Origin of the sequence: Humibacillus xanthopallidus, from assembly GCF_006716675.1 — a bacterium.
Lineage (GTDB): Bacteria > Actinomycetota > Actinomycetes > Actinomycetales > Dermatophilaceae > Humibacillus > Humibacillus xanthopallidus_B.
Window position 1 is genome coordinate 828,278 of sequence record NZ_VFPM01000001.1, and the last position, 23,624, is coordinate 851,901.

At 71.8% G+C, this 23,624-nt stretch carries 20 protein-coding genes; 2 read left to right on the forward strand and 18 right to left on the reverse strand.

What is annotated here, in order from left to right; all coding sequences use genetic code 11:
* Window positions 1–13 precede the first annotated feature (13 nt).
* The 13 genes from nuoK to FBY41_RS03505 all read right to left on the reverse strand — a co-directional run bounded on the left by nuoK (window position 14) and on the right by FBY41_RS03505 (window position 13,336).
* Entirely contained in the window at window positions 14–313 is a 300-nt protein-coding gene (gene nuoK / locus FBY41_RS03445; RefSeq protein ID WP_141824678.1) for an NADH-quinone oxidoreductase subunit NuoK, read from the reverse strand.
* Window positions 310–1,098 (reverse strand): NADH-quinone oxidoreductase subunit J, encoded by a 789-nt coding sequence (locus tag FBY41_RS03450; RefSeq protein ID WP_141841988.1) that lies wholly within the window; start codon window positions 1,096–1,098, stop codon window positions 310–312. Before FBY41_RS03450 ends, nuoK begins: the two co-directional genes overlap by 4 nt.
* The gene (nuoI, locus tag FBY41_RS03455; RefSeq protein ID WP_141841989.1) at window positions 1,095–1,844 is read right to left on the reverse strand and encodes an NADH-quinone oxidoreductase subunit NuoI; all 750 of its coding nucleotides are present in this window, start codon (window positions 1,842–1,844) and stop codon (window positions 1,095–1,097) included. The genes FBY41_RS03450 and nuoI overlap by 4 nt, the downstream gene beginning before the upstream one ends.
* Window positions 1,837–3,267 carry an NADH-quinone oxidoreductase subunit NuoH gene (nuoH, locus tag FBY41_RS03460; protein ID WP_141841990.1) on the reverse strand — a complete coding sequence of 477 codons (1,431 nt, stop codon included), beginning with the start codon at window positions 3,265–3,267 and terminating at the stop codon, window positions 1,837–1,839. The genes nuoI and nuoH overlap by 8 nt, the downstream gene beginning before the upstream one ends.
* Window positions 3,264–5,774 carry an NADH-quinone oxidoreductase subunit G gene (locus tag FBY41_RS03465; protein WP_141841991.1) on the reverse strand — a complete coding sequence of 837 codons (2,511 nt, stop codon included), beginning with the start codon at window positions 5,772–5,774 and terminating at the stop codon, window positions 3,264–3,266. The genes nuoH and FBY41_RS03465 overlap by 4 nt, the downstream gene beginning before the upstream one ends.
* A complete protein-coding gene (nuoF, locus tag FBY41_RS03470) occupies window positions 5,771–7,114 on the reverse strand; it encodes an NADH-quinone oxidoreductase subunit NuoF (protein WP_141841992.1) in 1,344 nt (447 codons plus the stop codon). The genes FBY41_RS03465 and nuoF overlap by 4 nt, the downstream gene beginning before the upstream one ends.
* Window positions 7,111–7,920 (reverse strand): NADH-quinone oxidoreductase subunit NuoE, encoded by an 810-nt coding sequence (gene nuoE / locus FBY41_RS03475; RefSeq protein WP_141841993.1) that lies wholly within the window; start codon window positions 7,918–7,920, stop codon window positions 7,111–7,113. Before nuoE ends, nuoF begins: the two co-directional genes overlap by 4 nt.
* Window positions 7,917–9,305 (reverse strand): NADH-quinone oxidoreductase subunit D, encoded by a 1,389-nt coding sequence (locus FBY41_RS03480; RefSeq protein ID WP_141841994.1) that lies wholly within the window; start codon window positions 9,303–9,305, stop codon window positions 7,917–7,919. The genes nuoE and FBY41_RS03480 overlap by 4 nt, the downstream gene beginning before the upstream one ends.
* Window positions 9,305–10,054, reverse strand: coding sequence for an NADH-quinone oxidoreductase subunit C (locus FBY41_RS03485; RefSeq protein ID WP_141841995.1), 750 nt, complete (start codon window positions 10,052–10,054; stop codon window positions 9,305–9,307). The genes FBY41_RS03480 and FBY41_RS03485 overlap by 1 nt, the downstream gene beginning before the upstream one ends.
* Complete coding sequence (locus FBY41_RS03490; protein WP_141824669.1) at window positions 10,051–10,605, reverse strand: NuoB/complex I 20 kDa subunit family protein; 555 nt, start codon at window positions 10,603–10,605, stop codon at window positions 10,051–10,053. Before FBY41_RS03490 ends, FBY41_RS03485 begins: the two co-directional genes overlap by 4 nt.
* Window positions 10,606–10,671: 66 nt before the next feature.
* Window positions 10,672–11,031, reverse strand: a complete 360-nt coding sequence (locus FBY41_RS03495) for an NADH-quinone oxidoreductase subunit A (protein ID WP_026864999.1) — start codon at window positions 11,029–11,031, stop codon at window positions 10,672–10,674.
* A 127-nt stretch (window positions 11,032–11,158) separates the two neighbouring features.
* The gene (locus FBY41_RS03500; RefSeq protein ID WP_141841996.1) at window positions 11,159–12,478 is read right to left on the reverse strand and encodes a geranylgeranyl reductase family protein; all 1,320 of its coding nucleotides are present in this window, start codon (window positions 12,476–12,478) and stop codon (window positions 11,159–11,161) included.
* A 165-nt stretch (window positions 12,479–12,643) separates the two neighbouring features.
* A complete protein-coding gene (locus FBY41_RS03505) occupies window positions 12,644–13,336 on the reverse strand; it encodes a demethylmenaquinone methyltransferase (RefSeq protein WP_141841997.1) in 693 nt (230 codons plus the stop codon).
* 125 nt (window positions 13,337–13,461) lie between these two features.
* Here FBY41_RS03505 and FBY41_RS03510 point away from each other — a divergent pair, with 125 nt between their 5' ends.
* Both FBY41_RS03510 and menD read left to right on the forward strand, forming a co-directional pair.
* Entirely contained in the window at window positions 13,462–14,757 is a 1,296-nt protein-coding gene (locus FBY41_RS03510; protein WP_141841998.1) for an isochorismate synthase, read from the forward strand.
* A 13-nt stretch (window positions 14,758–14,770) separates the two neighbouring features.
* Window positions 14,771–16,738 carry a 2-succinyl-5-enolpyruvyl-6-hydroxy-3-cyclohexene-1-carboxylate synthase gene (gene menD, locus FBY41_RS23765; protein ID WP_260439537.1) on the forward strand — a complete coding sequence of 656 codons (1,968 nt, stop codon included), beginning with the start codon at window positions 14,771–14,773 and terminating at the stop codon, window positions 16,736–16,738.
* 23 nt (window positions 16,739–16,761) lie between these two features.
* Here the strand turns inward: menD and FBY41_RS03525 are convergent, their stop codons facing one another.
* The 5 genes from FBY41_RS03525 to FBY41_RS03545 all read right to left on the reverse strand — a co-directional run bounded on the left by FBY41_RS03525 (window position 16,762) and on the right by FBY41_RS03545 (window position 23,516).
* On the reverse strand, window positions 16,762–17,523 hold the full coding sequence (locus FBY41_RS03525) for a 3-keto-5-aminohexanoate cleavage protein (RefSeq protein ID WP_141841999.1): 762 nt from the start codon (window positions 17,521–17,523) through the stop codon (window positions 16,762–16,764).
* Entirely contained in the window at window positions 17,520–18,533 is a 1,014-nt protein-coding gene (locus tag FBY41_RS03530; protein ID WP_141842000.1) for an o-succinylbenzoate synthase, read from the reverse strand. The genes FBY41_RS03525 and FBY41_RS03530 overlap by 4 nt, the downstream gene beginning before the upstream one ends.
* 68 nt (window positions 18,534–18,601) lie before the next feature.
* Complete coding sequence (locus FBY41_RS03535) at window positions 18,602–18,868, reverse strand: hypothetical protein (protein ID WP_141842001.1); 267 nt, start codon at window positions 18,866–18,868, stop codon at window positions 18,602–18,604.
* A gap of 108 nt (window positions 18,869–18,976) precedes the next feature.
* The gene (locus FBY41_RS03540; RefSeq protein WP_141842002.1) at window positions 18,977–19,801 is read right to left on the reverse strand and encodes a DinB family protein; all 825 of its coding nucleotides are present in this window, start codon (window positions 19,799–19,801) and stop codon (window positions 18,977–18,979) included.
* Window positions 19,802–19,994: 193 nt separating this feature from the next.
* Complete coding sequence (locus tag FBY41_RS03545) at window positions 19,995–23,516, reverse strand: ATP-binding cassette domain-containing protein (RefSeq protein ID WP_141842003.1); 3,522 nt, start codon at window positions 23,514–23,516, stop codon at window positions 19,995–19,997.
* Window positions 23,517–23,624: the final 108 nt, after the last annotated feature.

Below are 23,624 nucleotides of genomic sequence, written 5' to 3' on the forward strand. Positions count from 1 at the left end.
TGGCCGGCGCTCCTTACAGCTTCAGCAGGTTGGCGTCGTCGACCGAGGCCGACCGTCGGGCACGGAAGATCGCCATGATGATGGCGAGGCCGACCACGACCTCGGCGGCAGCGACGACCATGACGAACAGGGCCATGACCTGCCCGTCGAGGGCGCCGTGCATCCGCGAGAACGTGACGAGGGAGAGGTTGGTCGCGTTGAGCATGAGCTCGACGCCCATGAAGACGATGATCGCGTTGCGCCTCGTCAGCACCGTGGCGGTGCCGATCGAGAAGAGGATCACCGACAGGTAGACGTAGTACATCGGGCTCACTTGGCGCCGCCTTCCTCGATCTCGCGCTCCATGTGGCGCTCGACCTCACGCAGGGAGTCGGTCGTGGCGACCTGGTCGCGGGCGACGAGGACGCGCGAGACGGACTTGCTGCTCGGCGTGCCGTCGGGCAGCAGGGCCGGGGTGTCGACCGCGTTGTGCCGGGCGTAGACGCCGGGGGCCGGCAGGCCCGCGACGTCGCGGTTGTCGCGGATGCGCTTGGCCGCCCACTCGGCCTGCGTGATGCGCGGGGTGAGGCGCTCGCGGTGCGCGAGCACCATCGCGCCCAGCGCCGCCGTGATGAGCAGGGCCGAGGTCACCTCGAAGATCCAGACGTACTGTCCGAAGATCAGCTCGGCGACGCCGGTGATGTTGCCGGGGTCGGCGTTCGTGGCGACGACCTTGTCGATGCCCGCCTGCACGGTCTTCTCGTCGACGACCGTCGCACCGATGGTGAAGAAGAGCAGGCCGGCGAGACCGACGACGAGCAGGAGCGAGGCCCAGCGCTGGCCCTTGATCGTCTCGACGATCGAGTCGGACGAGTCGACGCCGACGAGCATGAGCACGAAGAGGAAGAGCATCATCACTGCGCCGGTGTAGACGAACACCTGCACGATGCCGAGGAAGTCGGCGTTCTGCATGATGTAGAAGATGCCGAGGATGACCATGACGAGGGCCACCCCGAGGGCGGCGTGGACCGCCTTGCGCGCGAAGAGCAGCCCGAGCGCGGCGATGACCGCGATCGGGGCCAGGATCCAGAAGCCGGCGGCTTCAGCGCTGGAGGTCACGGGTTGGCCCCTTCCCGGGTCTGGGCAGCCGTGAAGTCGGCTGCGTGGGCGACGTCGTGCTCACCGGGCACGGCAGCGCCCGGGTTGCCCGGGCCCTGCGCATACGCGTCCTCGTCGGCCGCGGCGTCTCGCGAGTCGACGTAGGCGCGCTGGGCGTCCGTCGACGTCGTCACCTTGCCCTGGTAGTAGTCGCGCTCCTCGAGCCCCTCCACCATGGGGAACGGCGGGGGGAGCATGCCGCTCTGGAGCGGGGCGAGCAGCTGGTCCTTGGTGAAGATCAGCTTGCCGCGGTCGTTGTCGGCGAGCTCGTAGAAGTTCGTCATCGTCAGGGCCCGCGTCGGGCACGCCTCGATGCACAGACCGCAGAAGATGCAGCGCAGGTAGTTGATCTGGTAGACGCGGCCGTAGCGCTCGCCGGGGCTGAACCGCCCCGTGCCACCGGGGCTGTCGTCGTTGTCGGCGCCCTCGACGAGGATCGCGTCAGCCGGACAGGCCCACGCGCAGAGCTCGCAGCCGACGCACTTCTCGAGGCCGTCGGGGTGGCGGTTCAGCTGGTGGCGGCCGTGGAAGCGCGGCGCCGTCGGGCGCGGCTTCTCGGGGTACTCCTCGGTGGCCACCTTGCGGAACATCGTCGAGAACGACACCCCGAAGCCGGCGACCGGCGCGAAGAGGTCGGAGAGGAAGCCCCCGCCGCGGTCGTCCTGGCCGGGCTTGCCGCTCGAGGTGCTGCTGGCGTCGTCAGCCATGGGTCTCCTCCTTGGGGGTGGTCGAGGCGCCGGACCCACCCACGCTGCTGCTCGAGGCGGTCGACAGGACCGGCTCGGCCGCGAGGCGGGGTCGGGGCTCGGAGAGGCGCTGCCCGGGCAGCGGCGGCACCGGGTAGCCGTCCTCGAACGGGTCGATCTCCTCGGGCGGGGCCTCGTCCTCGGCGGCGGCGCGCTGGGCCCGCCGGTCGTCCCAGATCCATGCGGCGGCGAGGGCGATGACGGCGACGATGCTGACGATGACGACGGTGGCCACCGAGAGCTCGCGGCCGGCGAAGGTCAGCTTGCTGTCACCGAGGAAGCCGAGCTGCGCGCCGCGGATGAAGGCTACGGCGACGACCCACGCGAGGGTGATCGGGATGAGGAACTTCCAGCCGAAGCGCATGAACTGGTCGTAGCGCACGCGCGGCAGCGAACCGCGCAGCCAGACGAAGATGAACATGAAGAGCCACAGCTTGGCGGTGAACCACAGCAGGCCCCACCAGCCGCCGCCGAACATGTTGTCGTTGATGGCCGAGATGAACGGCGGAGCCTGCCAGCCACCGAGGAAGAGCGTGGTCGCGAGGGCCGAGACGGTGAACATGTTGACGTACTCACCGAGGAAGAACATCGCGAAGCGCATCGAGGAGTACTCGGTGTGGAAGCCACCGGTCAGCTCGCCCTCGCCCTCGGCGAGGTCGAAGGGCAGACGGTTGGTCTCGCCGACCATCGTGATGACGTAGACGGCAAAGCTGAAGAACGCCGGGAGGATGTACCAGAGCGAGCTCTGCGCCGACACGATCGCCGAGGTCGACATCGACCCGCTGTAGAGGAAGATCGCGACGAGCGACAGGCCCATGGCGATCTCGTAGGAGATGACCTGGGCGGTCGAGCGGAGACCACCGAGCAGCGGGTACGTCGAGCCAGAGCTCCAGCCCGCGAGGATGATGCCGTAGACGCCGACCGAGGCCACCGCGAGCACGAGGAGCACGGCGACGGGCACGTCGGTGATCTGCAGCGGGGTCTCGTGGCCGAACATCGAGACCGTGCCACCGAGCGGGATGATCGCGAAGGAGACGAAGGCCATCGTCGCGGCGATGAGCGGAGCGAGGGTGTAGATGACCCGCTCGGCGCGCGCCGGGGTGATGTCCTCCTTGAGCATCGACTTCATGCCGTCGGCGAGCGTCTGCAGCAGGCCGAAGGGGCCGTTGCGGTTGGGGCCCGGTCGCTGCTGCATGCGGCCGATGACGCGACGCTCGAACCAGATGACGAGCAGCGTCGAGATCAGCAGGTAGACGAAGACACCGACGGCCTTGACGAGCGCGAGCCACAGCGGGGTGTCGCTGAAGTCGGCCGTGGGGTTCTCGGTCGGCGCCAGTGCCGGCAGCCCGCCGACCATGCCGTATGCCGTGAGGGCGAGGCTCATGCCACACCACCCTTCGTGACGGCGACACGTCCGCCGGCATCGCTGCCGAGACCCGTGCGCACGGAACAGTCCTTGGAGTTAGTCGGGAGCCACACGACGCCGTCGAGCATGCCGTCGGTGACGAGCGCCGGCACGCTGACCGAGCCGGCGGGACCCGTGACAGTCACCTCGTCACCGTCGACGACGTCGAGCGCAGCAGCCGAGGCCACCGAGAGGCGGGCGACCGCCCGGGGAGCCGTGCCGGCGAGGAAGGGCTCGCCGTCCTGCATGCGGCCCGCGTCGAGCAGGGTGGGCCACGTCGCGAGGGTGAAGGCACCGGAGCCTGCAGGGGCCGCGGCGGCACGGTGGCCGTCGGGAGCGCTCGTCGCACGCGCGCCGCCCCAGGGGCCGAGCGCCTCGAACTGGTCGTGGATCTCGCGCTGCGTGCGGGTCTCGAGGAAGTGGCCCATCTCGCTCGCGAGCATGTCGAGGGCGCGGTGGTCGCTCACGGCGTTGCTCGACAGCGCCTCCCCGAAGGGACGCAGGCGTCCCTCCCAGTTGACGTAGGTGCCGGTCTTCTCCGACTGCGGCGCGACGGGCAGCACGACGTCGGCGACGGCCGTGACCGCGGACTCGCGCAGCTCGAAGGAGACGACGAAGGCGCGCTCGAGGGCGGCGGCCGCATCGGCAGCGAGATCGGCCGGCAGGTCGGCCGGGTCGACACCGCCGACGACGAGGGCATCGATGTCACCCGCCGCAGCGGCCGCGACGATGCCGGCGGTGTCGCGCGGGGTCGCGTCGGGCAGGCCGGCGACCTCCCAGACCGCGGCGACCTCGCCGCGGGCGGCGGCGTCGCCGATCGGGCGACCACCGGGCAGCAGCGCGCCGAGGGCGCCGGACTCCAGGGCCCCGCGCTCCCCCGCACGACGAGGCACCCACGCGAGGCGGGCCCCGTGGTCGGCGGCGAGGCGGACGGCAGCAGCGAGGGCACCGGGCGAGCTCGCGAGGCGCTCTCCGACGAGCACGATGCCACCCTCGGCGACCCCGCTGAGGAGGGCCCGGCCGGTCTCGGTCGAGCCGAGGTCGCCGAGCACGGCGGCCTCCTGGCCGGGGACGGCGGGCACGAGGGTGCCACCCACCTTGATGAGGCCGCGCGTCGGGTGGGACGCGACGGCATACACCCTGGTCTTGTTGCGACGGAACGCCTTGCGCAGGCGCAGGAAGACGATGGGGCTCTCGTCCTCGGGCTCGAAGCCGACGAGCACGACGGTGCGGGCCTTCTCGAGGTCGGCGTAGGAGACGCCCCCGCCGGGGGCGTCGGGGTCGTCGGAGACACCGGTCGCGACGACGTGCTCGGCGAGGAAGGCGACCTCCTCGGCCGAGTGCGGGCGCGAGCGGAAGTCGATGTCGTTGGTGCCGAGCACGACGCGCGCGAACTTGCCGTAGGCGTAGGCGTCCTCGGCCGAGACGCGGCCGCCGACGAGCACGCCGGCAGCCGTGGCACGGCCGAGACCGGCAGCCGCGGCCGCAAGGGCCTCGGGCCAGCCGACGACCTTGAGCTCGCCGCTCTCGTCGCGGACCATCGGCAGCTCGATGCGGTCCGGCAGCGTCGCGTAGGTGAAGGCCCAGCGACCCTTGTCGCAGTTCCACTCCTCGTTGACCGCGCCGTCCTCGAGGGCCATGCGCCGCAGCACGACGCCGCGGCGGTGGTCGGTGCGGATGGCGCAACCGCTCGCGCAGTGCTCGCAGACCGACGGCGTCGACACGAGGTCGAACGGCCGGCTGCGGAAGCGGTAGGCGGCTCCCGTCAGGGCCCCGACGGGGCAGATCTGGACGGTGTTGCCCGAGAAGTAGCTCTCGAAGGGCTGGTCCTCGTAGATGCCGACCTGCTGGAGGGCACCGCGCTCGACGAGGGCGATGAAGGGGTCACCGGCGACCTGGTCGGAGAAGCGGGTGCACCGTGCGCAGAGGACGCATCGCTCGCGGTCGAGCAGGACCTGCGAGGAGATGTTGACCGGCTTGGGGTAGGTGCGCTTGACGTCCTCGAAGCGCGAGACGGCGCGGCCCGCGCTCATCGCCTGGTTCTGCAGGGGGCACTCGCCGCCCTTGTCGCAGACCGGGCAGTCGAGCGGGTGGTTGATGAGGAGCAGCTCCATGACGCCCTGCTGCGCCTTGTCGGCGACCTTGGACGTGTGCTGGGTGTTGACGACCATGCCCTCGGACACCGTCATCGTGCACGACGCCTGCGGCTTGGGCATCGGTCGCACGTTGCCCTCGCGGTCGGGCAGCGCGACGTCGACGAGGCACTGGCGGCACGCGCCCACCGGGTCGAGCAGCGGGTGGTCGCAGAAGCGGGGGATCTCGATGCCGACGGTCTCGGCGGCCCGGATGACGAGGGTGCCCTTGGGCACGCTCACCGGGAGGCCGTCGATCGTCAGGCCGACGTGGTCGGGGTTCGCCGGCACCTGGGCGTTGCCGCCCTTGTCGACGGCGTTGCCCCCCGACGTCGGAGAGGTCGTGACGGTCATGCGGACACCATCCCGCTGGACTCCTTGCTCGTCGTGGGCGCCGGGAGGTCGAAGAGCACCGACTTCTCCGGCGGGAAGAGCTCGTGGGCCGGCGTCGTCATGCCGGCCTCGAACTCCTCACGGAAGTACTTGACGGCCGAGGTGATCGGGCTCGTCGCGGCGTCTCCGAGGGCGCAGAAGCTGCGGCCGAGGATGTTGTCACAGATGTCGACGAGCTTGTCGATGTCGTCCTGCGTGCCCTGCCCCGCCTCGATGCGGTTCATGATCTGGCGCAGCCACCACGTGCCCTCGCGGCACGGGGTGCACTTGCCACAGGACTCGTGGGCGTAGAAGTCGGTCCAGCGGGCGACGGCGCGCACCACCGAGACGGTCTCGTCGAAGACCTGCAGGGCGCGGGTGCCGAGCATCGAGCCCGCGGCCGCGACCGAGTCGAAGTCGAGGGGCACGTCGAGGTGCTCGTCGGTGAAGATCGGCGTCGAGGAGCCGCCGGGCGTCCAGAACTTCAGCTTCTTGCCGCCACGCATGCCGCCGGCGAGCTCGATGAGCTCGCGCATGGTGATGCCGAGCGGGGCCTCGAACTGGCCGGGGTTGGCGACGTGACCCGAGAGGCTGAAGATGCCGAAGCCGGTCGACTTCTCGGTGCCCATGCCCTTGAACCAGTCGGAGCCCTCGAGGATGATGCCGGGCACCGAGGCGATCGACTCGACGTTGTTGACCGACGTCGGGCGGGCGTAGAGGCCCGCCGCGCCGGGGAACGGCGGCTTGAGGCGCGGCTGGCCGCGGCGGCCCTCGAGCGAGTCGAGCAGCGCGGTCTCCTCACCACAGATGTAGGCGCCGGCGCCGGCGTGCACGGTGATGTCGATCGTGACGCCCTTGCCACCGACGTTGTCGCCGAGGTGGCCGGCAGCGCGGGCCTCCTCGACGGCGCGGAGCAGCCGGCGGTAGACGTGGACGACCTCGCCGCGCAGGTAGATGAAGGCGTGCTCGCAGCCGATGGCGTACGAGGAGATGGCCACCCCCTCGATGAGCGAGTGCGGGTTGGCCATCATCAGCGGGATGTCCTTGCACGTGCCCGGCTCGGACTCGTCGGCGTTGACGACGAGGTAGCGCGGGCCGCCGTCGGGCGGGCTCATGAACGACCACTTCATGCCGGTCGGGAAGCCGGCGCCACCGCGGCCGCGGATGCTCGAGTCCTTGACGGCGTCGATGATCGCCTGGGGCTCCATCGTCAGGGCGCGGGCGAGCGCCTTGTAGCCGTCGTGGCGCTCGTAGGTGGCGAGGGTCCAGGACTGCGGGTCGTCCCAGAACTTCGTGAGGATCGGGGTCAGCGTGTCGGTCACTTGGATCCGTCCTTCCCGTCGCTCGTGCTCGCGCCGCTGCCCGTCGAGCTGCTCGTCGAGCTGCTCGGGGTTGCGCTGGAGCCGTTGCTGGAGCCGGAGGCGCCCTCGGGGGCGACCCAGCCGTGGTCCTTGGCGATGCGCAGGCCGAGCAGCGAGGCCGGGCCGGCCCCGACGCCCTCGTCGGCTCGCCCGTCGGGGAAGCCCGCCAGCACGCGCGAGACCTCCTTGAAGGTGCAGACCTTGTCGGCGCCGCGCGTCGGTCGCACGTCGGCGCCCGCCCGCAGCTCGTCGACGAGGCCGATGGCGCTCTCGGGCGTCTGGTTGTCGAAGAACTCCCAGTTGGCCATGACGACCGGCGCGTAGTCGCACGCGGCGTTGCACTCGACGCGCTCGAGGGTGATCTTGCCGTCCTCGGTCGTCTCGTCGTGACCGATGCCGAGGTGCTCGGAGACCCGGTCGAAGATGAGGTCGCCGCCCATGATCGCGCAGAGCGTGTTGGTGCAGACGCCGACGGTGTAGTCACCGTTGGGGTGGCGCTTGTACTGGGTGTAGAAGGTCGCGACGCCGCTGACCTCCGCCTCGGTGAGGTCGAGCACCTCGGCGCAGAAGCTCACGCCACGGCCGGCGACGTAGCCGTCGACCGACTGCACGAGGTGGAGCAGCGGCAGCAGCGCCGAGCGCTTCTGCGGGTAGCGCGAGATGACCTCGGCCGCATCGGCGTGCAGGCGCTGGAGGACGTCGGCGGCATACGGCGCCTTGGACTCCGGGCTGACGTGCAGGTGGCCTGAAGCGTCGTGACCGCTCAACGGTCCACACCTCCCATGACGGGGTCGATCGAGGCCACGGCGACGATGACGTCGGCGATCTGGCCGCCCTCGCACATCGCGGCCACGGCCTGCAGGTTGTTGAAGCTCGGGTCGCGGAAGTGCGCCCGGTAGGGGCGGGTGCCGCCGTCGGAGACGACGTGGCAGCCCAGCTCGCCCTTGGGCGACTCGACGGCCTGGTAGGCCTGCCCGGCGGGAACGCGGAAGCCCTCCGTCACGAGCTTGAAATGGTGGATGAGGCTCTCCATCGAGGTGCCCATGATCTCGCGGATGTGGTCGAGGCTGTTGCCGAGACCGTCGGAGCCGAGCGCGAGCTGCGCCGGCCACGCGATCTTCTTGTCGGCCACCATGACCGGGCCCTCGTTGTCCTGCAGGCGGTCGGTGGCCTGCTCGATGATCTTCAGCGACTCGTACATCTCGTCGATGCGGATGCGCAGGCGGCCGTAGGCGTCCTGGCTCGTGCGGGTCTTGACCTCGAAGTCGTAGGTCTCGTAGCCGCAGTAGGGGTCGAGCTTGCGCAGGTCGTGCGGCAGGCCGGTCGAGCGCAGCACCGGGCCGGTGATGCCGAGGGCCATGCAGCCCGCGAGGTTGAGCACCCCGACATCGACGGTGCGGCCCTTGAGAATGGGGTTCTCGTTGAGCAGCGCCTCGAGCTCGCCGAGCCCGCGCCGCACCTCGGGCACCATCTCGCGCAGGGCGTCGATGCAGCCGGGCGGCAGGTCCTGGGCCACGCCGCCGGGGCGGATGTAGGCGTTGTTCATGCGCAGGCCGGTCACCATCTCGATGACGCGCAGCAGCCGCTCGCGCTCGCGGAAGGCGACGGTCATGACGGTCGTCGCGCCCATCTCCATGCCACCGGTGCCGAGGCAGATGAGGTGGCTGCTGATGCGGGTCATCTCCATCATCAGCACGCGGATGACGTTGGCCCGCTCGGGGATCTGGTCGGTGATGCCGAGCAGCTTCTCGACGGCGAGGCAGTAGGCCGTCTCCTGGAACATGGGCGTGAGGTAGTCCATGCGCGTGCAGAACGTGACGCCCTGCACCCAGGTGCGGTACTCCATGTTCTTCTCGATGCCGGTGTGGAGGTAGCCGATGCCCGCGCGGGCCTCGGTCACCGTCTCGCCGTCGATCTCGAGGATGAGACGGAGCACGCCGTGCGTCGACGGGTGCTGCGGGCCCATGTTGACGACGATGCGCTCCTCGCCGAGCGAGGTGGCCTCGTCGACGAGGTCGTTCCAGTCGCCGCCGGAGGCGTTGAAGACGTGGGCGCCCTCGCTGGCCTGCTCGTCGGCCACGGACGTGGCGTAGACGTCGTTGTCGCCCGCGTCGGGGACCTCGGTCTGGGTGAACTCGGTGTGGGTGCTCATCAGTTGTACGACCTCCGCTGGTCCGGCGGGGGGATGGTGGCGCCCTTGTACTCCACCGGGACCCCGCCGAGGGGGTAGTCCTTGCGCTGCGGGTGGCCCGGCCAGTCGTCGGGCATGAGGATGCGGGTGAGGGCCGGGTGCCCGTCGAACTCGATGCCGAACATGTCCCACGTCTCGCGCTCGTGCCAGTCGTTGGCCGGGTAGACCGAGACGATCGAGGGGATGTGCCGGTCGTCGTCGGGGCAGCTGACCTCGACGCGGACCCGCCGGCCACCGTGGGTGATCGACAGGAAGTGGTAGACGGCGTGCAGCTCCTGGCCGGCCCGGTCGGGGTAGTGCACGCCCGAGACGCCGGTGACGATCTCGAAGCGGAGCGAGGGGTCGTCGCGCAGCACGCGGGCGACGGCCAGCAGGTGCTCGCGGCGCACGTGGACCGTCATCTCGCCGCGGTCGACGACGACCCGGTCGACGGCCTCGGCGTAGGACGCGGTGCCGCCGACGAGGCCCCGCTCGAGGTTGTCGGCGATCTCGTCGAAGTAGCTGCCGTAGGGCCGCTCGGCCGCGCCGGCGACGACGATCTCGCGTCGCAGGCCGGAGTAGCCACTCGTGTCGCCGCCGTCGTGGGCACCGAACATGCCCTTCCGGACCCCGATGACCTCGGGACCGGTGGAGGCGCCGGGTCGGCTCACCTCGAGCTCGTGGGACGACAGGCCGGAGCCCTGGTCGTGCGTCGTGTCCGCATCGCTCATGCGAGCAGGCCCTTCATCTGGTGGGTGGGGGTCGCCGACAGCGCCGCCTCCTCGGCCGCGCGGGCCGCCTTCTCGCGGTTGACGCCGAGCGGCGAGGTCTCGATCTGGTGGTGCAGCTCGATGATCGCGTTGAGGAGCATCTGCGGGCGCGGCGGGCAGCCGGGCAGGTAGATGTCGACGGGGATGATGTGGTCGACGCCCTGGACGATGGCGTAGTTGTTGAACATGCCGCCCGAGCTCGCGCATACGCCCATCGAGATGACCCACTTGGGGTTGGGCATCTGGTCGTAGACCTGGCGCACGACGGGGGCCATCTTCTGGCTGACGCGGCCGGCGACGATCATGAGGTCGGCCTGGCGCGGGGTCGCCGAGAAGCGCTCCATGCCGAAGCGGGCGATGTCGTAGTCGGGCGTGCCGACGGCCATCATCTCGATGGCGCAGCAGGCGAGGCCGAACGTCGCCGGCCAGATCGAGGCCTTGCGCATGTAGCCCGCGAGGTTCTCCACCGTCGAGAGCAGGAACCCTGACGGGAGCTTCTCTTCCAGACCCATTGCCAACTCCTTACTAGTACTTCGCCGCTGGACCCGTGCGAGGACACATCTGCACGGAGGCCCCGATCAGTCCCACTCGAGCCCGCCGCGCCGCCACACGTAGGCGTAGGCGATGAAGACCGTGAGGATGAAGAGCACCATCTCGACGAGGGCGAAGAGGCCGAGCTTGTTGAACGCCACCGCGAAGGGGTAGAGGAACACCGACTCGATGTCGAAGATGATGAAGAGCATCGCCGTCAGGTAGTACTTGATCGGCACGCGCCCACCGCCGGCCGCCTGGGGCGTCGGCTGGATGCCGCACTCGTAGGCCTCGAGCTTGGCGCGGTTGTAGCGCTTCGGCCCCACGACGAGTGAGGTGAACACCGACAACGCGGCGAACGCGAAGCCGAGTCCCAGCATGAAGAGGATCGGGACGTACGAGTTCATCCTCGGTCACGTGCCTTTCGGTCGTGCGTGTCGTGCCTGGCTTCGCTGCGGGTGCGCGGCAGGCCCATCCTAGGGGCGTCGCGCTTGATTGTGCTCGGCGTCACAAGGAGGCCTCGGAGCGTGTCGGTCATGCGTCCGGCGCCAGCCGTGAGAGGCCGTTGATGATGCGGTCGCTCGCCGCCTTGCCGCCCGGCTCGGGCAGGTTGGCCATCACCTTGAGCAGGAAGCGCATCAGCGTCGTGCGGGGCAGACCGTACTTCGTCGCGAGGCGCATGACCTCGGGGTTGCCGATCGCGTGCGCGAACCAGCGCCCCAGCGTGAAGTAGCCGCCCAGCTCGTCCTTCATGACCTTGGGGTATGCCGCGAGCACCCGCTCGCGCTCGGCGTCGGTCGGGCGGGCCATCGACTGGGCGATGAGCTCGGCGCCCACGCGGGCGGCCTCGAGGGCGTAGTCGATGCCCTCGCCGTTGAACGGGTTGACCATGCCACCCGAGTCGCCGACGAGGAGGAGGCCATCGGCATACAGCGGGGTGCGGTTGAAGCCCATCGGGAGCGCGGCTCCACGGATGGGCCCCGCCTCCTCGTCGTGCTCGAGGTGCCAGTCGGGACTGATGTCCTCGACCCAGCGACGCATGACGTCCTTGTAGTCGGTCTTCTGGAAGGCCGAGGTGGTGTCGAGGGTGCCGAGGCCGACATTGGTGCGGCCGTCCTCGAGCGGGAAGAGCCAGCCGTAGCCCGGCATGAGGATCCGCTTGCCGCTCTCGTCACGGGTCCACAGCTCGAGGTGGCTCTCCATGTAGTCGTCGCGTCGCGGCGTGCGGTAGTAGGCGCGCACCGCGACACCCATGACGCGGTCCTCGCGCTTCGTCCGTCCGACCGCGGTGGCGAGCCGGCTGGAGACGCCGTCGCTCGCGACGACGACGGGAGCGCGGTAGGAGACGGTCTCGCCGGTGGCTCGGCCGGCGTCGTCGAGGCGCTTGGCCGTGACGCCGGCGATCCGGCCGGAGGAGTCGCGGATCGGAGCGGTGACGCTCGTGCGCTCGTGGAGCAGGGCGCCCTTGCGCTCGGCGTGCCGGGCCAGGGTCTCGTCGAGCTGCGCGCGGGTGCGCACCATGCCGTAGGACGGGAAGGCCTCACCGGAGGGCCAGTCGAGCTGGAGGGTGTGGCCGCCACCCTTGATGCGGAGCCCCTGCGTGCGCTGCCACCCGGACGTGTCGACGCCGAGGGAGATGAGCTCCTTGGTCGCGCGGGGGGTGAGGCCGTCGCCGCAGATCTTGTCGCGCGGGAAGGCCGACTTCTCGAGGAGCACGACGTCGAGGCCGTGGTCGGCGAGGTAGGCCGCGGTCGCGCTGCCACCCGGACCGGCGCCGACGACGATGACGTCGGCGCGCTCCACGGAGGCACCGCCGGCCCCCGCGGGGCTCGGCGCGACGCTCGAACTGGTCATGGCTCCCTGCACGCTTCCGAACTGCTTGTGAAGATCTTCACGAACTCTCGGGGAGTCTATTCCGGCGATTTCGCGCTTGTCAGATAAGGCATGCCTAACCCTCGACAGCCCCACTCCCGAGCGGCCTCGCCATCACACCCGTTCGGGCGCGCCGGGGGCGAGGGATCAGCGCTTCGTGCCGTGGTGGAGGGCGACGACGCCGCCGGTGAGGTTGGTCCAGCCGACCTGCTGCCAGCCGGCCTGCTCGAGGGTGCGGGCGAGCTCGCCCTGCGGCGGCCACGCGCGGATCGACTCGGCGAGGTAGACGTAGGAGTCGGGGTTGCTCGACGTGCGGCGCGCCACAGAGGGGAGCGCCCGCATGAGGTAGTTGCTGTAGACGGTGCGGAAGGCCTTGTTGACCGGCTGGCTGAACTCGCAGACGAGCAGCCGGCCGCCCGGCCTGGTCACGCGGAGGAACTCGCGCAGCGCCGTGGACGCGTCGGCGACGTTGCGCAGGCCGAAGCTCATCGTCACGACGTCGAAGCTCGCGTCGGCGAAGGGCAGGCTCATCGCGTCGGCGGCCGTGAAGGCCATGTCGGGGCGGCGCCGGTTGCCGACGCGCAGCATCCCGAGCGAGAAGTCGGCCGGGACGACCTCGATCTCGCGGTCGGCCCACGGCTCGCTCGAGGTGCCGGTGCCGGCGGCGATGTCGAGGATCCGCTCCCCCGGCTTCGCGTCGACCGCCTTGACGACGGCCCGTCGCCACAGCCGGTCCTGGCCGAGGGAGAGCACGTCGTTGGTCACGTCGTACTTCTCGGCGACGGTGTCGAACATCGACGCGACGTCGACGGGCTTCTTGTCGAGCTGGGCGCGGGTCATGCGCCCATCCTCGCACCCGACGTGATGGCGGTGAGCGCTGCGGTATGCCGTCCGGCCGGCTCTGCGGGACCGGTGCCGACCGGCCGGCGCGGGGAGGTGGTGCGGCAGCCGTAGCATTGCTGGCGATGTCCACGCTTCCCGTCCCCGAAGCGCCGTCACCCGCGGCGGCCCCGACGCTCGTCGTGCGCACGGTGCCGCTCGAGCTGACGGACCCGCTGCTCACCCTGCTGCCCGCCGGCGCCGAGCCCGACGACCTCGTGTCGTGGGTCCGCCGCGGTGAGGGCCTCGTCGGCTGGGGCCGCGCCCTGACCTTCGAGTCGCGCGGCCCGGAGCGCTTCCGCGACGCGGAGGCGTGGTGGCGTGAAGTCGTGACCCACGCGGTGGTGCGCGACGAGGTCGGGCGTCCGGGCACCGGCCTCGTCAGCTTCGGCTCCTTCCCCTTCGCCGACGACTCCGCCGAGAGTGCGCGGCTCGTCGTGCCCTCGACGATCGTCGGACGCCGTGACGGGCGCACCTGGCTGACCACCGTGTCGCTCGACCCGCAGCTGACGATCCTCGAGTCCCCCACTCCCGCAAGCGATCCCGAGCCACCGCAGGGTGTCACCTTCGCCGACGGCTCGGTCTCGCCGGCCGACTACGCGCACTCGGTCGCCGAGGCCGTCGCGCGCATCAACGCCGGCGAGGTCGACAAGGTCGTGCTCGCGCGCGACCTCGTCGCGAGCGCGCAGTCCCCCATCGACGCACGGTGGCTGCTGCGACGCCTTGCCGAGCGCTACGAGAACACCTGGGTCTTCTCGGTGGCCGGTCTCGTCGGCGCCACGCCCGAGCTGCTCGTCCGCCGCGACCAGGGACTCATCACCTCACGGGTGCTCGCGGGCACCATCCGCCGCACGGGTGACGATGCGAAGGACCTCGGCCTCGCCGCGTCGCTCGCGCGCTCCTCGAAGGACCTCGAGGAGCACGAGTACGCCGTGCGGTCCGTCGCCGACGCCCTCGAGCCGCACTCGTCGTCGATGAACGTGCCCGAGGCGCCCTTCGTGCTCCACCTCCCCAACGTCATGCACCTCGCGACCGACGTCGCGGCCGTGAGCGCCGACGACGCGTCCTCGCTCACCCTCGCCGCCTCGCTCCACCCGTCCGCAGCCGTCGGCGGCACCCCGACCGCCCGCGCCGTCGCGCTCATCAGCGAGCTCGAGCACATGGACCGCGGCCGCTACGCCGGTCCCGTGGGCTGGATGGACGCCACCGGTGACGGTGCGTGGGGCATCGCGCTGCGCAGTGGCGCCTTCGCCCCTGACGACGCGAGCCAGATCAGGCTGTATGCCGGGTGCGGCATCGTCGCGGGGTCGGACCCCGAGGCCGAGGTCGCCGAGTCGACGGCCAAGCTCATCCCGATGCGCGACGCCCTCTCGGGCGACTGAGCCGGGGCCCAGCATGGTCGACGAAGGCGACCGGACGGCATACGACCTGGCGCTGCGCGTCGTGCAGGAGCTGTGGCTCGCGGGGGTGCGCGACGTCGTGCTGGCGCCCGGGTCACGGTCGGCCCCGCTCGCGCTCGTGCTGCACGCCGCCGACGCGGCCGGCGACCTCCGGCTGCACGTTCGGGTCGACGAGCGGTCGGCGGGCTTCCTCGCCCTCGGCCTGACGACGGGCTCGCGGCGTCCGGTCGCGGTCGTCACGACCTCCGGCACCGCGGTCGGCAACCTGCTGCCCGCGGTCATGGAGGCCCACCACACCGGCCGGCGGCTCGTCGTCGTCAGCGCCGACCGGCCCGACCGGCTGCGCGGCACGGGCGCCAACCAGACGGCCGAGCAGGCGGGCATCTTCGGGGTCTTCGCGCCGTGTCACGACCTCACGGCCGGCGACGGGGATGGGCGGCTGCGCGCCGCAGTGGCTGCCGCGGGCGCCTCGACCGGCCCGACCCAGCTCAACCTCCAGCTCGACGGCAGCCTGCTGCCCCCGGACCCGGACCCCGCCACCTGGTGGCGCCACCCCGACCCCGCCCCACCCGCCCGTCTCGCCGCCCGGGCTACCGAACGTGCGGGCGAGGACGGATCCGGCACCGATTTCGCCGCCCCGGCTACCGAACGTGCGGGCGAGGGCGGATCCGGCACCGATTTCGCCGCCCGGGCTACCGAACGTGCGGGCGAGGGCGGATCCGGCACCGATTTCGCCGCCCGGGCTACCGAACGTGCGGGCGAGGGCGGATCCGGCACCGATTTCGCCGCCCGGGCTACCGAACGTGCGGCCCTGGCCGGATCCAGCAGCCGTTTCGTCGCCCGGGCTACCGAACGTGCGGCCCTGGACGGATCCGGCACCGGTTTCATCGCCCCGGCTACCGAAGGTGCGGGGGTGGTGCTGTCTCGTGGGCCGCGGACGGTTGTCGTGGCGGGTGACGGCGCCGGTCCACGGGCACGGCTGCTGGCCGAATCGGCGAACTGGCCGCTCATCGCCGAGCCGACCTCAGGGGCCCGCATCGGGCGCCAGGCGATTCGCACCGGACGGTTGCTCCTCACGACCGACCTGCGCGGCGAGATCGAGCGCGTCGTCGTCATCGGCCACCCCACCCTTTCCCGTCCCGTCACCGAGCTGCTCAGCGACCCGGGTCTCGAGGTGCTAGCCGTGCGAGGTCCGGACGGCGTGGCGACCGACCCCGGACGCGTGGCGACCGTGCTCGAGGCCGTCCCGACGGTCGAGAGCCCGGACGACTCGGGGTGGTTCGACACCTGGCGCGAGGTTGACGACCGGCTCGGTGCCCTCATCGACACCGAACTGCCTCCCGACTCGCCCCTGGCCGTGGCATCAGTGGTCGGACGCGCCGTCGTGGGCCACGCGACGCTCGTCGTCGGCTCCTCCAACCCGGTGCGCGACCTCGACGTCATGGCGGTCCCGTGGCCACCCCTCCAGCACCGCTTCGTCGTCGGCAACCGAGGTCTCGCCGGCATCGACGGCGTCGTGTCTACCGCGGTCGGCGTGGCCCTCGGCCGGTCGGGCGCCTCTCGGACCATCGCCTACCTCGGCGACCTGACGTTCCTGCACGACGCGAACGGACTGCTCATCGGTCCGGGCGAGCCGCGGCCCGACCTGACGCTCGTCGTGCTGAGCGACGACGGCGGTGCCATCTTCAGCACGCTCGAGCAGGGCGACCAGCGCTACGCCAGCGCCTTCGAGCGGGTCTTCGGCACCCCGCACGGCACCGACCTCAAGGCGCTGTGTGCGGCGCACCACACGGCATACGAGCGCGTCACGGACCTCGGTCGGCTCAGCGCGGCCCTCGACGAGCAGCCTTCTGGCATCAGGGTGCTCGAGGTGCCCGTGTCGCGTGTCGATCGGCGGGGCGAGGCCGGGTGGCTCCGCGACCTCGCTCAGCGGGCCGCGTCGCGCCCAGGCCAGCGGGGCTGAGACCGCGCGCCCGGGGCGGCCGGTCAGAGCGGGTCGGGCACCGGCCACTGAGACGGCGCACCGGGCTCGGACTCGGTGGCGACCCGCACCAGCTCCGAGTTGTCGTGAGCGACGCTGCCATCGGGGAGGTATCGGGTGTCCTCGAGGCCGATGCGCACGTCGAAGCCCGAGGCCTGGGCCCACCGGAGGACGGGCCACGTCCACGCCCTCTCACCGTGCACGAGCACGGGCGCCGGCGTCATGCCCAGCGCCGCCAGGATGCGCTCGGCGGCCCACGTCCCCTCGGAGCCGGGCGTCACGCCGGGGATGACCTCGACGAGCACCCGCTCCACCTGCCACGGCCAGTTCGTCGACACGAAGGCGATCGTCGCGCGTGGGGTCCAGATGCCTGCTTCGACCCCGATTCCCTTCTCGCGCAATGCTGTCGCGATGTCCAGGGCGCCCTCCTCGTGCCAGTTGACGCTGGCGCAGTCGGGCCCACCGAGGTCGGGGCCGGGCCACTCCGAGATCTGCGCCAGCTTGGTCCGCGGGCTGTCGACGATGCCGTCCCGGGTGGTGACGCTGACCCGCAGCCCGGGGGTGAGGGCCCTGATCGCGGTGAGGGCGTCGACGACGTGCTGCGCCGCCAGCGTCTCCCAGCCGTGGTCGTCGCGGGGGTGCACGTGCACCATGGCCGCTCCGGCCGCGACGCAGCTCGCAGCCGCGCGGGCCAGCTCGTCCGGGGTCACCGGGATGGGTGGGTGGGTGCCGGGGGGCCGGTCACCGTTCAGGCAGGCGTGAATCATCGGGGGCTCCCGTCGGCCAGCAGGGCATGGCACCGGACGAGCCGGTCGCGCCACCAGCGCTGCCGGTCGGCAGGGGCGGCAAGCTCGAGGAGGGCGTCCGGGTCCGGCTCGGCACGTCCGGGAGCGAGCACGCCGCGCGCCGGTCGGATCGGCAGGCGGGCGACGTCGCGGGTGAAGAGGCTGACGGTGCCGAGGCCACACGCGTGGTGGAGATCGGGCAGCGCTGCGGCGAGCGCGACCCCTGCCGCGATGCCGACACTCGTGTCGAGTGCCGACGACACGACAGCAGGCAGGCCGCACGCCTCGACGATCTCGAGCGCTCGGGCGACCCCGCCGAGCGGTGCGACCTTGACGACGACGAGGTCGGCCGCAGCGAGGCGGGCGACGAGGAGCGGGTCATCGGCCTTGCGGATCGACTCGTCGGCTGCGATCGGAACCTCGATCCCGTTGTGCGCCAGGGTCTTTCGAAGCGTGGCAAGCTCCTCGACGGTGGCGCAGGGCTGCTCGGCATACTCGAGGTCCTGGGCCGCGAGCTTGCCCAGGGCCTCCACGGCCTGCTCGATGGTCCAGCCGCCATTGGCGTCGATCCGGATGCGCGCCGAGGCACCCATCCGGTCGCGCACTGCCGCCACCCGGTCGAGGTCGTCGGCAAGGGTCTGGCCCCGCTCGGCGACCTTGACCTTGGCCGTCGTGCACCCGTCGAAGCGGGCGAGCACCGCCGGCACCTGGTCGGGACCCACCGCGGGGACCGTCGCGTTGACGGGAACGACGTCTCGGCGCGGAGCCGGCCACGCGGCATACGCAGCCTCGAGCCCGGAGGCGAGCCACCGCGCCGCCTCGAGGTCATCGTACTCGGCGAAGGGGGCGAACTCGCCCCACCCCGAGGGGCCCTCGAAGAGCACCGCTTCGCGGACGTCGACGCCGCGGAAGCGCACCCGCATCGGAAGTGCGACGACATGGGCTCGCTCGAGCACGTCAGTGAGGTCGGGCAGGGCGGGCGAGCCGGTCATGCCCCCATCATGACCGACCCCGCTGGACCTGTCGGCGACATCCGGGGGGCGGCAGGGGCGCCTGGCCGTCAGCGGGTCTCGGGGAAGGCCACGTGACGGTCGTGGTGCGCGTCGGGGAGCGGGTATGCGAGCTCATCGAGGGTCCGCGGCGACCCCGAGGTGCCCACTGGGTCATGACTGCGTCGGGGTGCGCCGCCGCAGAGGTGGCCCCGCCCAGCGCGGTGCGGCAGGAACCACAGGAACCCGACGAGCCACCACAGCCCGTGGCCCGACGGGCCGAGAGCGATGGCGATGAGCACGACGCCGGCGATGATGAAGTTGCGAGGCGAGAACACGCGGTCTCCTCCGTCCGTCGGGGCCGGTCGACCCCGTTCTCCGTCGACGGTAGGCGCGCCGGTGGAAGAGGACCCGGCCCCTCTGTCAGCACCTGGCCCTGACAGATGTCATGGCGACGGGGTCAGTCCCCGCGCTTCGAGCGCGTCGAGGTCCCGCACGGCATACCGGTGGTGCTCCCACTCCTCCTCGAGGATGGTGCGCAGGCAGGAGAGCACGGTCTCGGCGACGTCGGGGTCGTGTGGGTTGCGCCGCGGCTCGGAGAGAGCGGCCGGGGTGAGACCCGCGATGAAGTCACGCACCATCGCCTGGCGCCCGGACCGAGCGTCCATGACCTCCTCGAACGGCGGGATGACCACCGAGAACGCGGACTCGTCGTAGGCGTCGCTGTCGTGGTCGTCGTTGGGGAGGCCCGCCGGGTGATAGGGCTGCTCCCGCTCGAGGATGGCCCTGCCGAGCCAGACGTCCGTCGCCATGACGAGGTGGCGCAGCGTCTGGGCCAGCGACCACTCCCCGTCGACCGTCGCATCCACCGAGCCGGGCGGCATGGCCGCGGCCCGGTCGAGGGTTGCCGCCCAGGCCGCTTCCACCGACGCCCAGGCGGAGCGCAGGCCTTCGGGGTCCGCCGCGGCGCGGGACTCGCGCCCCGGGAAGCGGTGGTTGAGCTCGGCATCGACGAATGGCACGACGTTGACGCCGTTGACGAGCAGCCGGCCACCGTCCTCGAGGAGCCAGGGGGAGTCGATCTCCATCCGAGCGACATCGCACCCCCGCACGACGACGTCGCTCAGGTCGCAGCTGACAAACCTCGCCTCTCGCAGGGAGCGGTTGCGGAAGGTCTCGCCGCTCAGGCTCTCGGACGCGACGTCCGTGTGGCTGTCCGTGAGGCTCCCGGTCTCACTCGTCGTCTGACTCTCGGTCACGTTCTCGGCCATGGGTCGACCATGGCAGAAACCGCCGACAGCGTCACTGCTCACGCGATCCTCGCGGTCGATCGGACCGGGAGCTGGTCGAATATGATGCCGTTCCCCCTCATGTGCGCGTCGTCCGACGAGGCCGGCGACCTGACGGCCGACACCGCGACCGAGTCGAGCGCGGTGTCGGCATGATGTCGCAACGGAGCCGGGATCACCCGGCGAGGTGGCCCCATCGCGATGCGAGCTCGCGCCACGGAGCGGTCTCGACGACCCGGCCGCCGTCGAGCACGACGACCCGGTCGGCCTGCGCCAAGGCGGCGGCCTTGCTCGTCGCGCCGATGACGGTGGCGCCGCCGGAGCGCAGTGCGGCCCACAGCTCGATCTCTGTGGCGGCGTCGAGCGCCGACGAGACGTCGTCGGCCAGCAGCACGTCGGCCTCGCAGGCGAGCGCGCGGGCGAGCGCGAGTCGCTGCACCTGCCCGCCGGAGAGCCTGACGCCACGGTGCCCGACCAGAGCGTGCGGTCCACCGGCCTCGGCGACGTCGCGCTCCATGCGCGCCGCCGCCAGGGCGGGCTCGACCTGCCGGTCGGCGTGGTCGAGAGCGATGTTGCCCGTGAAGCTGCCCGAGAGCACCCGTGGGACCTGCGCGATGTGGGACACCCGGCCGGGTCGCAGGTCGACCTCGGGCTCGGCCAGCACGTGGCCGTTCCACAGCACCTCGCCGGTGTGGGACGTGAGCCCCGCCAGCGCCGAGAGCAGGCTCGACTTGCCCGAGCCCACCTGACCCAGCAGAAGCACCAGCTGGCCCGCCTCGACGGTGAGGTCGACGTCCTCCACACCGATGGTGCCGTCGTCGTGGATCGCCGTCAGATGCTGGAGGCGGAGGGTGCGCAACGGGTCGCGCTGCCCCGGCTGCGGCGCGTCGGCGGTGCCGCGCACGAGGTCCATCCCCGGCGGCACGTCCATGAGGTCGCCGCCGCCGGCGAGCTCGCTCGTGGCGTTCATCCACGCGCGCACGCCCGGCGCCTCGGTGACCACCGAGCCGGCGACCCGGCCGAACCAGTCGAAACCGCTCACGGCGTTGGCGACGAGCAGGGTGGTGGCGAGAGGCCACGTGCCGTGCAGGAACCCCGCCCACGCGGCGACGACACCGCACTGGACCATGACGACGGGCACGCCGTCGAGCAGCGCCTGCACCCGGTGCTCGCGGACCGCCGCGTCGACGCGGCCGCCGTCGACCCGGTGCAGGTGACGGTGCACCTGCGGCGTGGCCGCAGCGAGCTTGACCGTGCGGATCGACTCGAGCGCCGAGACGAGGGACCGCCCGAAGTCGGCGCGAGCCGTCGACGCGGCCGCGGCCGAGCGGCCGGCCACCGGTCGCCCGAGGGTCGAGGCCAGCGCCGAGGTGACCATGACGACGAGCAGGACCGCGCCCGCGAGCCACGTGCCGGCGATGAGAGCCGTCACCGAGGCGACGACGAGGCCGTTGACGAAGTCGACCCACCGGTCGGTGTAGCGCGCGAGACGGTCGGCATCCATCGTGCGGGCGACGACCTCGCCGGGCGGGGTGCGCACGAGCCGGCGCTGCGCGGTCTGGCCCGCGAGCACGGCGGCGCGCACCCGGAGCCGGACCTCGACCCACCAGTGGGGATAGGAGCGGAACGCCTGCGACAACAGGAGCGGGCCGATGACGAGTGAGACGACGAGTGCGGCGATGCGCCAGCCGGGATTCTGCCCGGCCTGCAGATCGGTGACGACGAGACCCCAGACCCACCCGGTCACGGCGCCGAAGGCGCCGGTCAGGGAGGCGAGGAGGAAGAGGGACGCGCCGACCAGACCCCACTGCGGCTGGATGCGCACCGCGTGGAGGACCTGCCGTGCCAGGCTCGGCGTCGGAGCCAGCGCCGGTGGCGGCGGCGGCGTCGTGCTGCGCCGCACCGAACCGATCGCGGCGTCGTCGTGGTGGTGGTCCTCGACGGCAACCTCGTGGGCGGCCGCCTCGAGCAGCCGCCGGAACGGCCCGTCGCCGGTGGCCAGGCGAGCACGCGGACCGTGCTCGACGACGCGACCGGACTCGAGCACGGCCACCTGCTCGGCCCGCTCGGTCGTCGAGAGCCGGTGCGCGACGAGGATGCCCGTGCGTCCCGAGATCAGCCGGTCGGCCGCGCGCACGACGCGTGCCTCGGTGACGGGGTCCATGCGGGCCGTGGCCTCGTCGAGCACGACGACGCGAACATCACGCACGAGCAACCGGGCGAACGCGACGAGCTGCTCCTCTCCTGCCGAGAGCGTCGTGCCACCCGGCCCGAGCATGGTGTCGAGACCGTCGGGCAGCCCCGCCACCCAGTCGGTGAGGCCGAGCTCGGTAACCGCCGCCTCGACGCGCGCTCGTGGCACGTCGCCGAAGAGCGTCATGTTCTCCGCGAGGGTGCCGGCGAGCACCTCAGTGCGCTGGGTGACCACGCCCACGGCGGCGCGCAGCTGCTGGAGGTCGAGGTCGCGCACGTCCATGCCTCCGAGCAGCACGGTGCCATGCGGCGGCTCGACGGCCCGGGAGAGCAGCGACGCCAGCGTGGACTTGCCCGAGCCGGTGCGTCCGACGAGCGCGCAGGTGTGCCCGGCGGGGACGAGAAGGTTGACGTCTCGCAATGCGAACGTCCCTGTGCCATAGGTGAACTCGAGGCCGCAGAACTCCACGTCGAGCGGGCCGTCGTGCAGCGGCAGGCCGCCGGTCGGCTCGGCCGGCGAGGCGAGCATCGCCCGGAGTCGCAGCACGGCGCCGAAGCCCTCCTGCAGGTCGGGCAGGTGACGCGCGAGCATGTCGACGCCACCGACGAACATCGTCGTGACGAGGAAGAGGGTGACGAGCCGGGACGTGGTCAGGTCTCCGGCGAGCACGAGGGCCGCACCGACGACCGCGACCGCAGCGAGCGCGCCGTGGAGCAGCCCGCCGCTGCGGCGGGTGATGCGCGCCTCGACCCGCAGCACCCGGTCGAGCGCCGCGTGCACCCGAGCGGCCATCCTCGCGTTGCGGCGCAGCACGTGGGCCTGGCCGAGCGCGGTGCGCAGGTCGTCACGGGCAGCGACACCCTCCTCGGTGGAGGCGGCGTGGTCGGTCCAGGCGGCCTCCTCGACGACCTTGCGCTCGGCGACCTGCGGCAGGAGCGTGCGCACGACCCACCAGGTCGCGAATCCGGTGAGGGGGAAGAGGACGGCGGCAGGCCACCACGCGATGCTCGCGACGACCCACAGCGGGCCCGAGGCGAGCAGGGTGCGCACGGCCTGCCACACGCCCCACCGCATCAGCTGGCCGACCTCCCACGTGTCGTCGTCGATGCGGTCGAGCACCTCGCCCACGGCCTGCTCGGACAGCTCGGAGAGGGGCTGGGCCATCGCGGCGTCGAGCAGGTCGGCGCGCAGCCTGCCCTCGGCCCGGTCGCAGACCGTCGCCCAGATCGTCTTGGCGACGGTGTCGATGAGCGCGCCGCCGACGACGCACACCGCCAGGAGCACGACGAGGGTCGCGGTGGCGTTCTCGGCGAGGCGGCCCGCGACCATCGACCCCAGCGCGGCCGCCACTGCGCCCAGGAGGGACATCGAGAAGCACACGAGGGTGAGCGGACGTCGGACCCGTCGCCAGTCGACGGGCACCCGGTCGGCGGGCAGCACCACAGCACGCGAGCCCCCACCCCGTGTCGTGCCCTGCGTCTCGTCCTGCTCCACCTTCGTCACCGTCACAATGACAAAACGCTACAGATCGGCACCGACAGCCCGCCTCCCGTTTTCCCGAGCCGCCCCACCACGCGCCCACCAAGGCGGGACGCCGCGCCCACCCCGCGC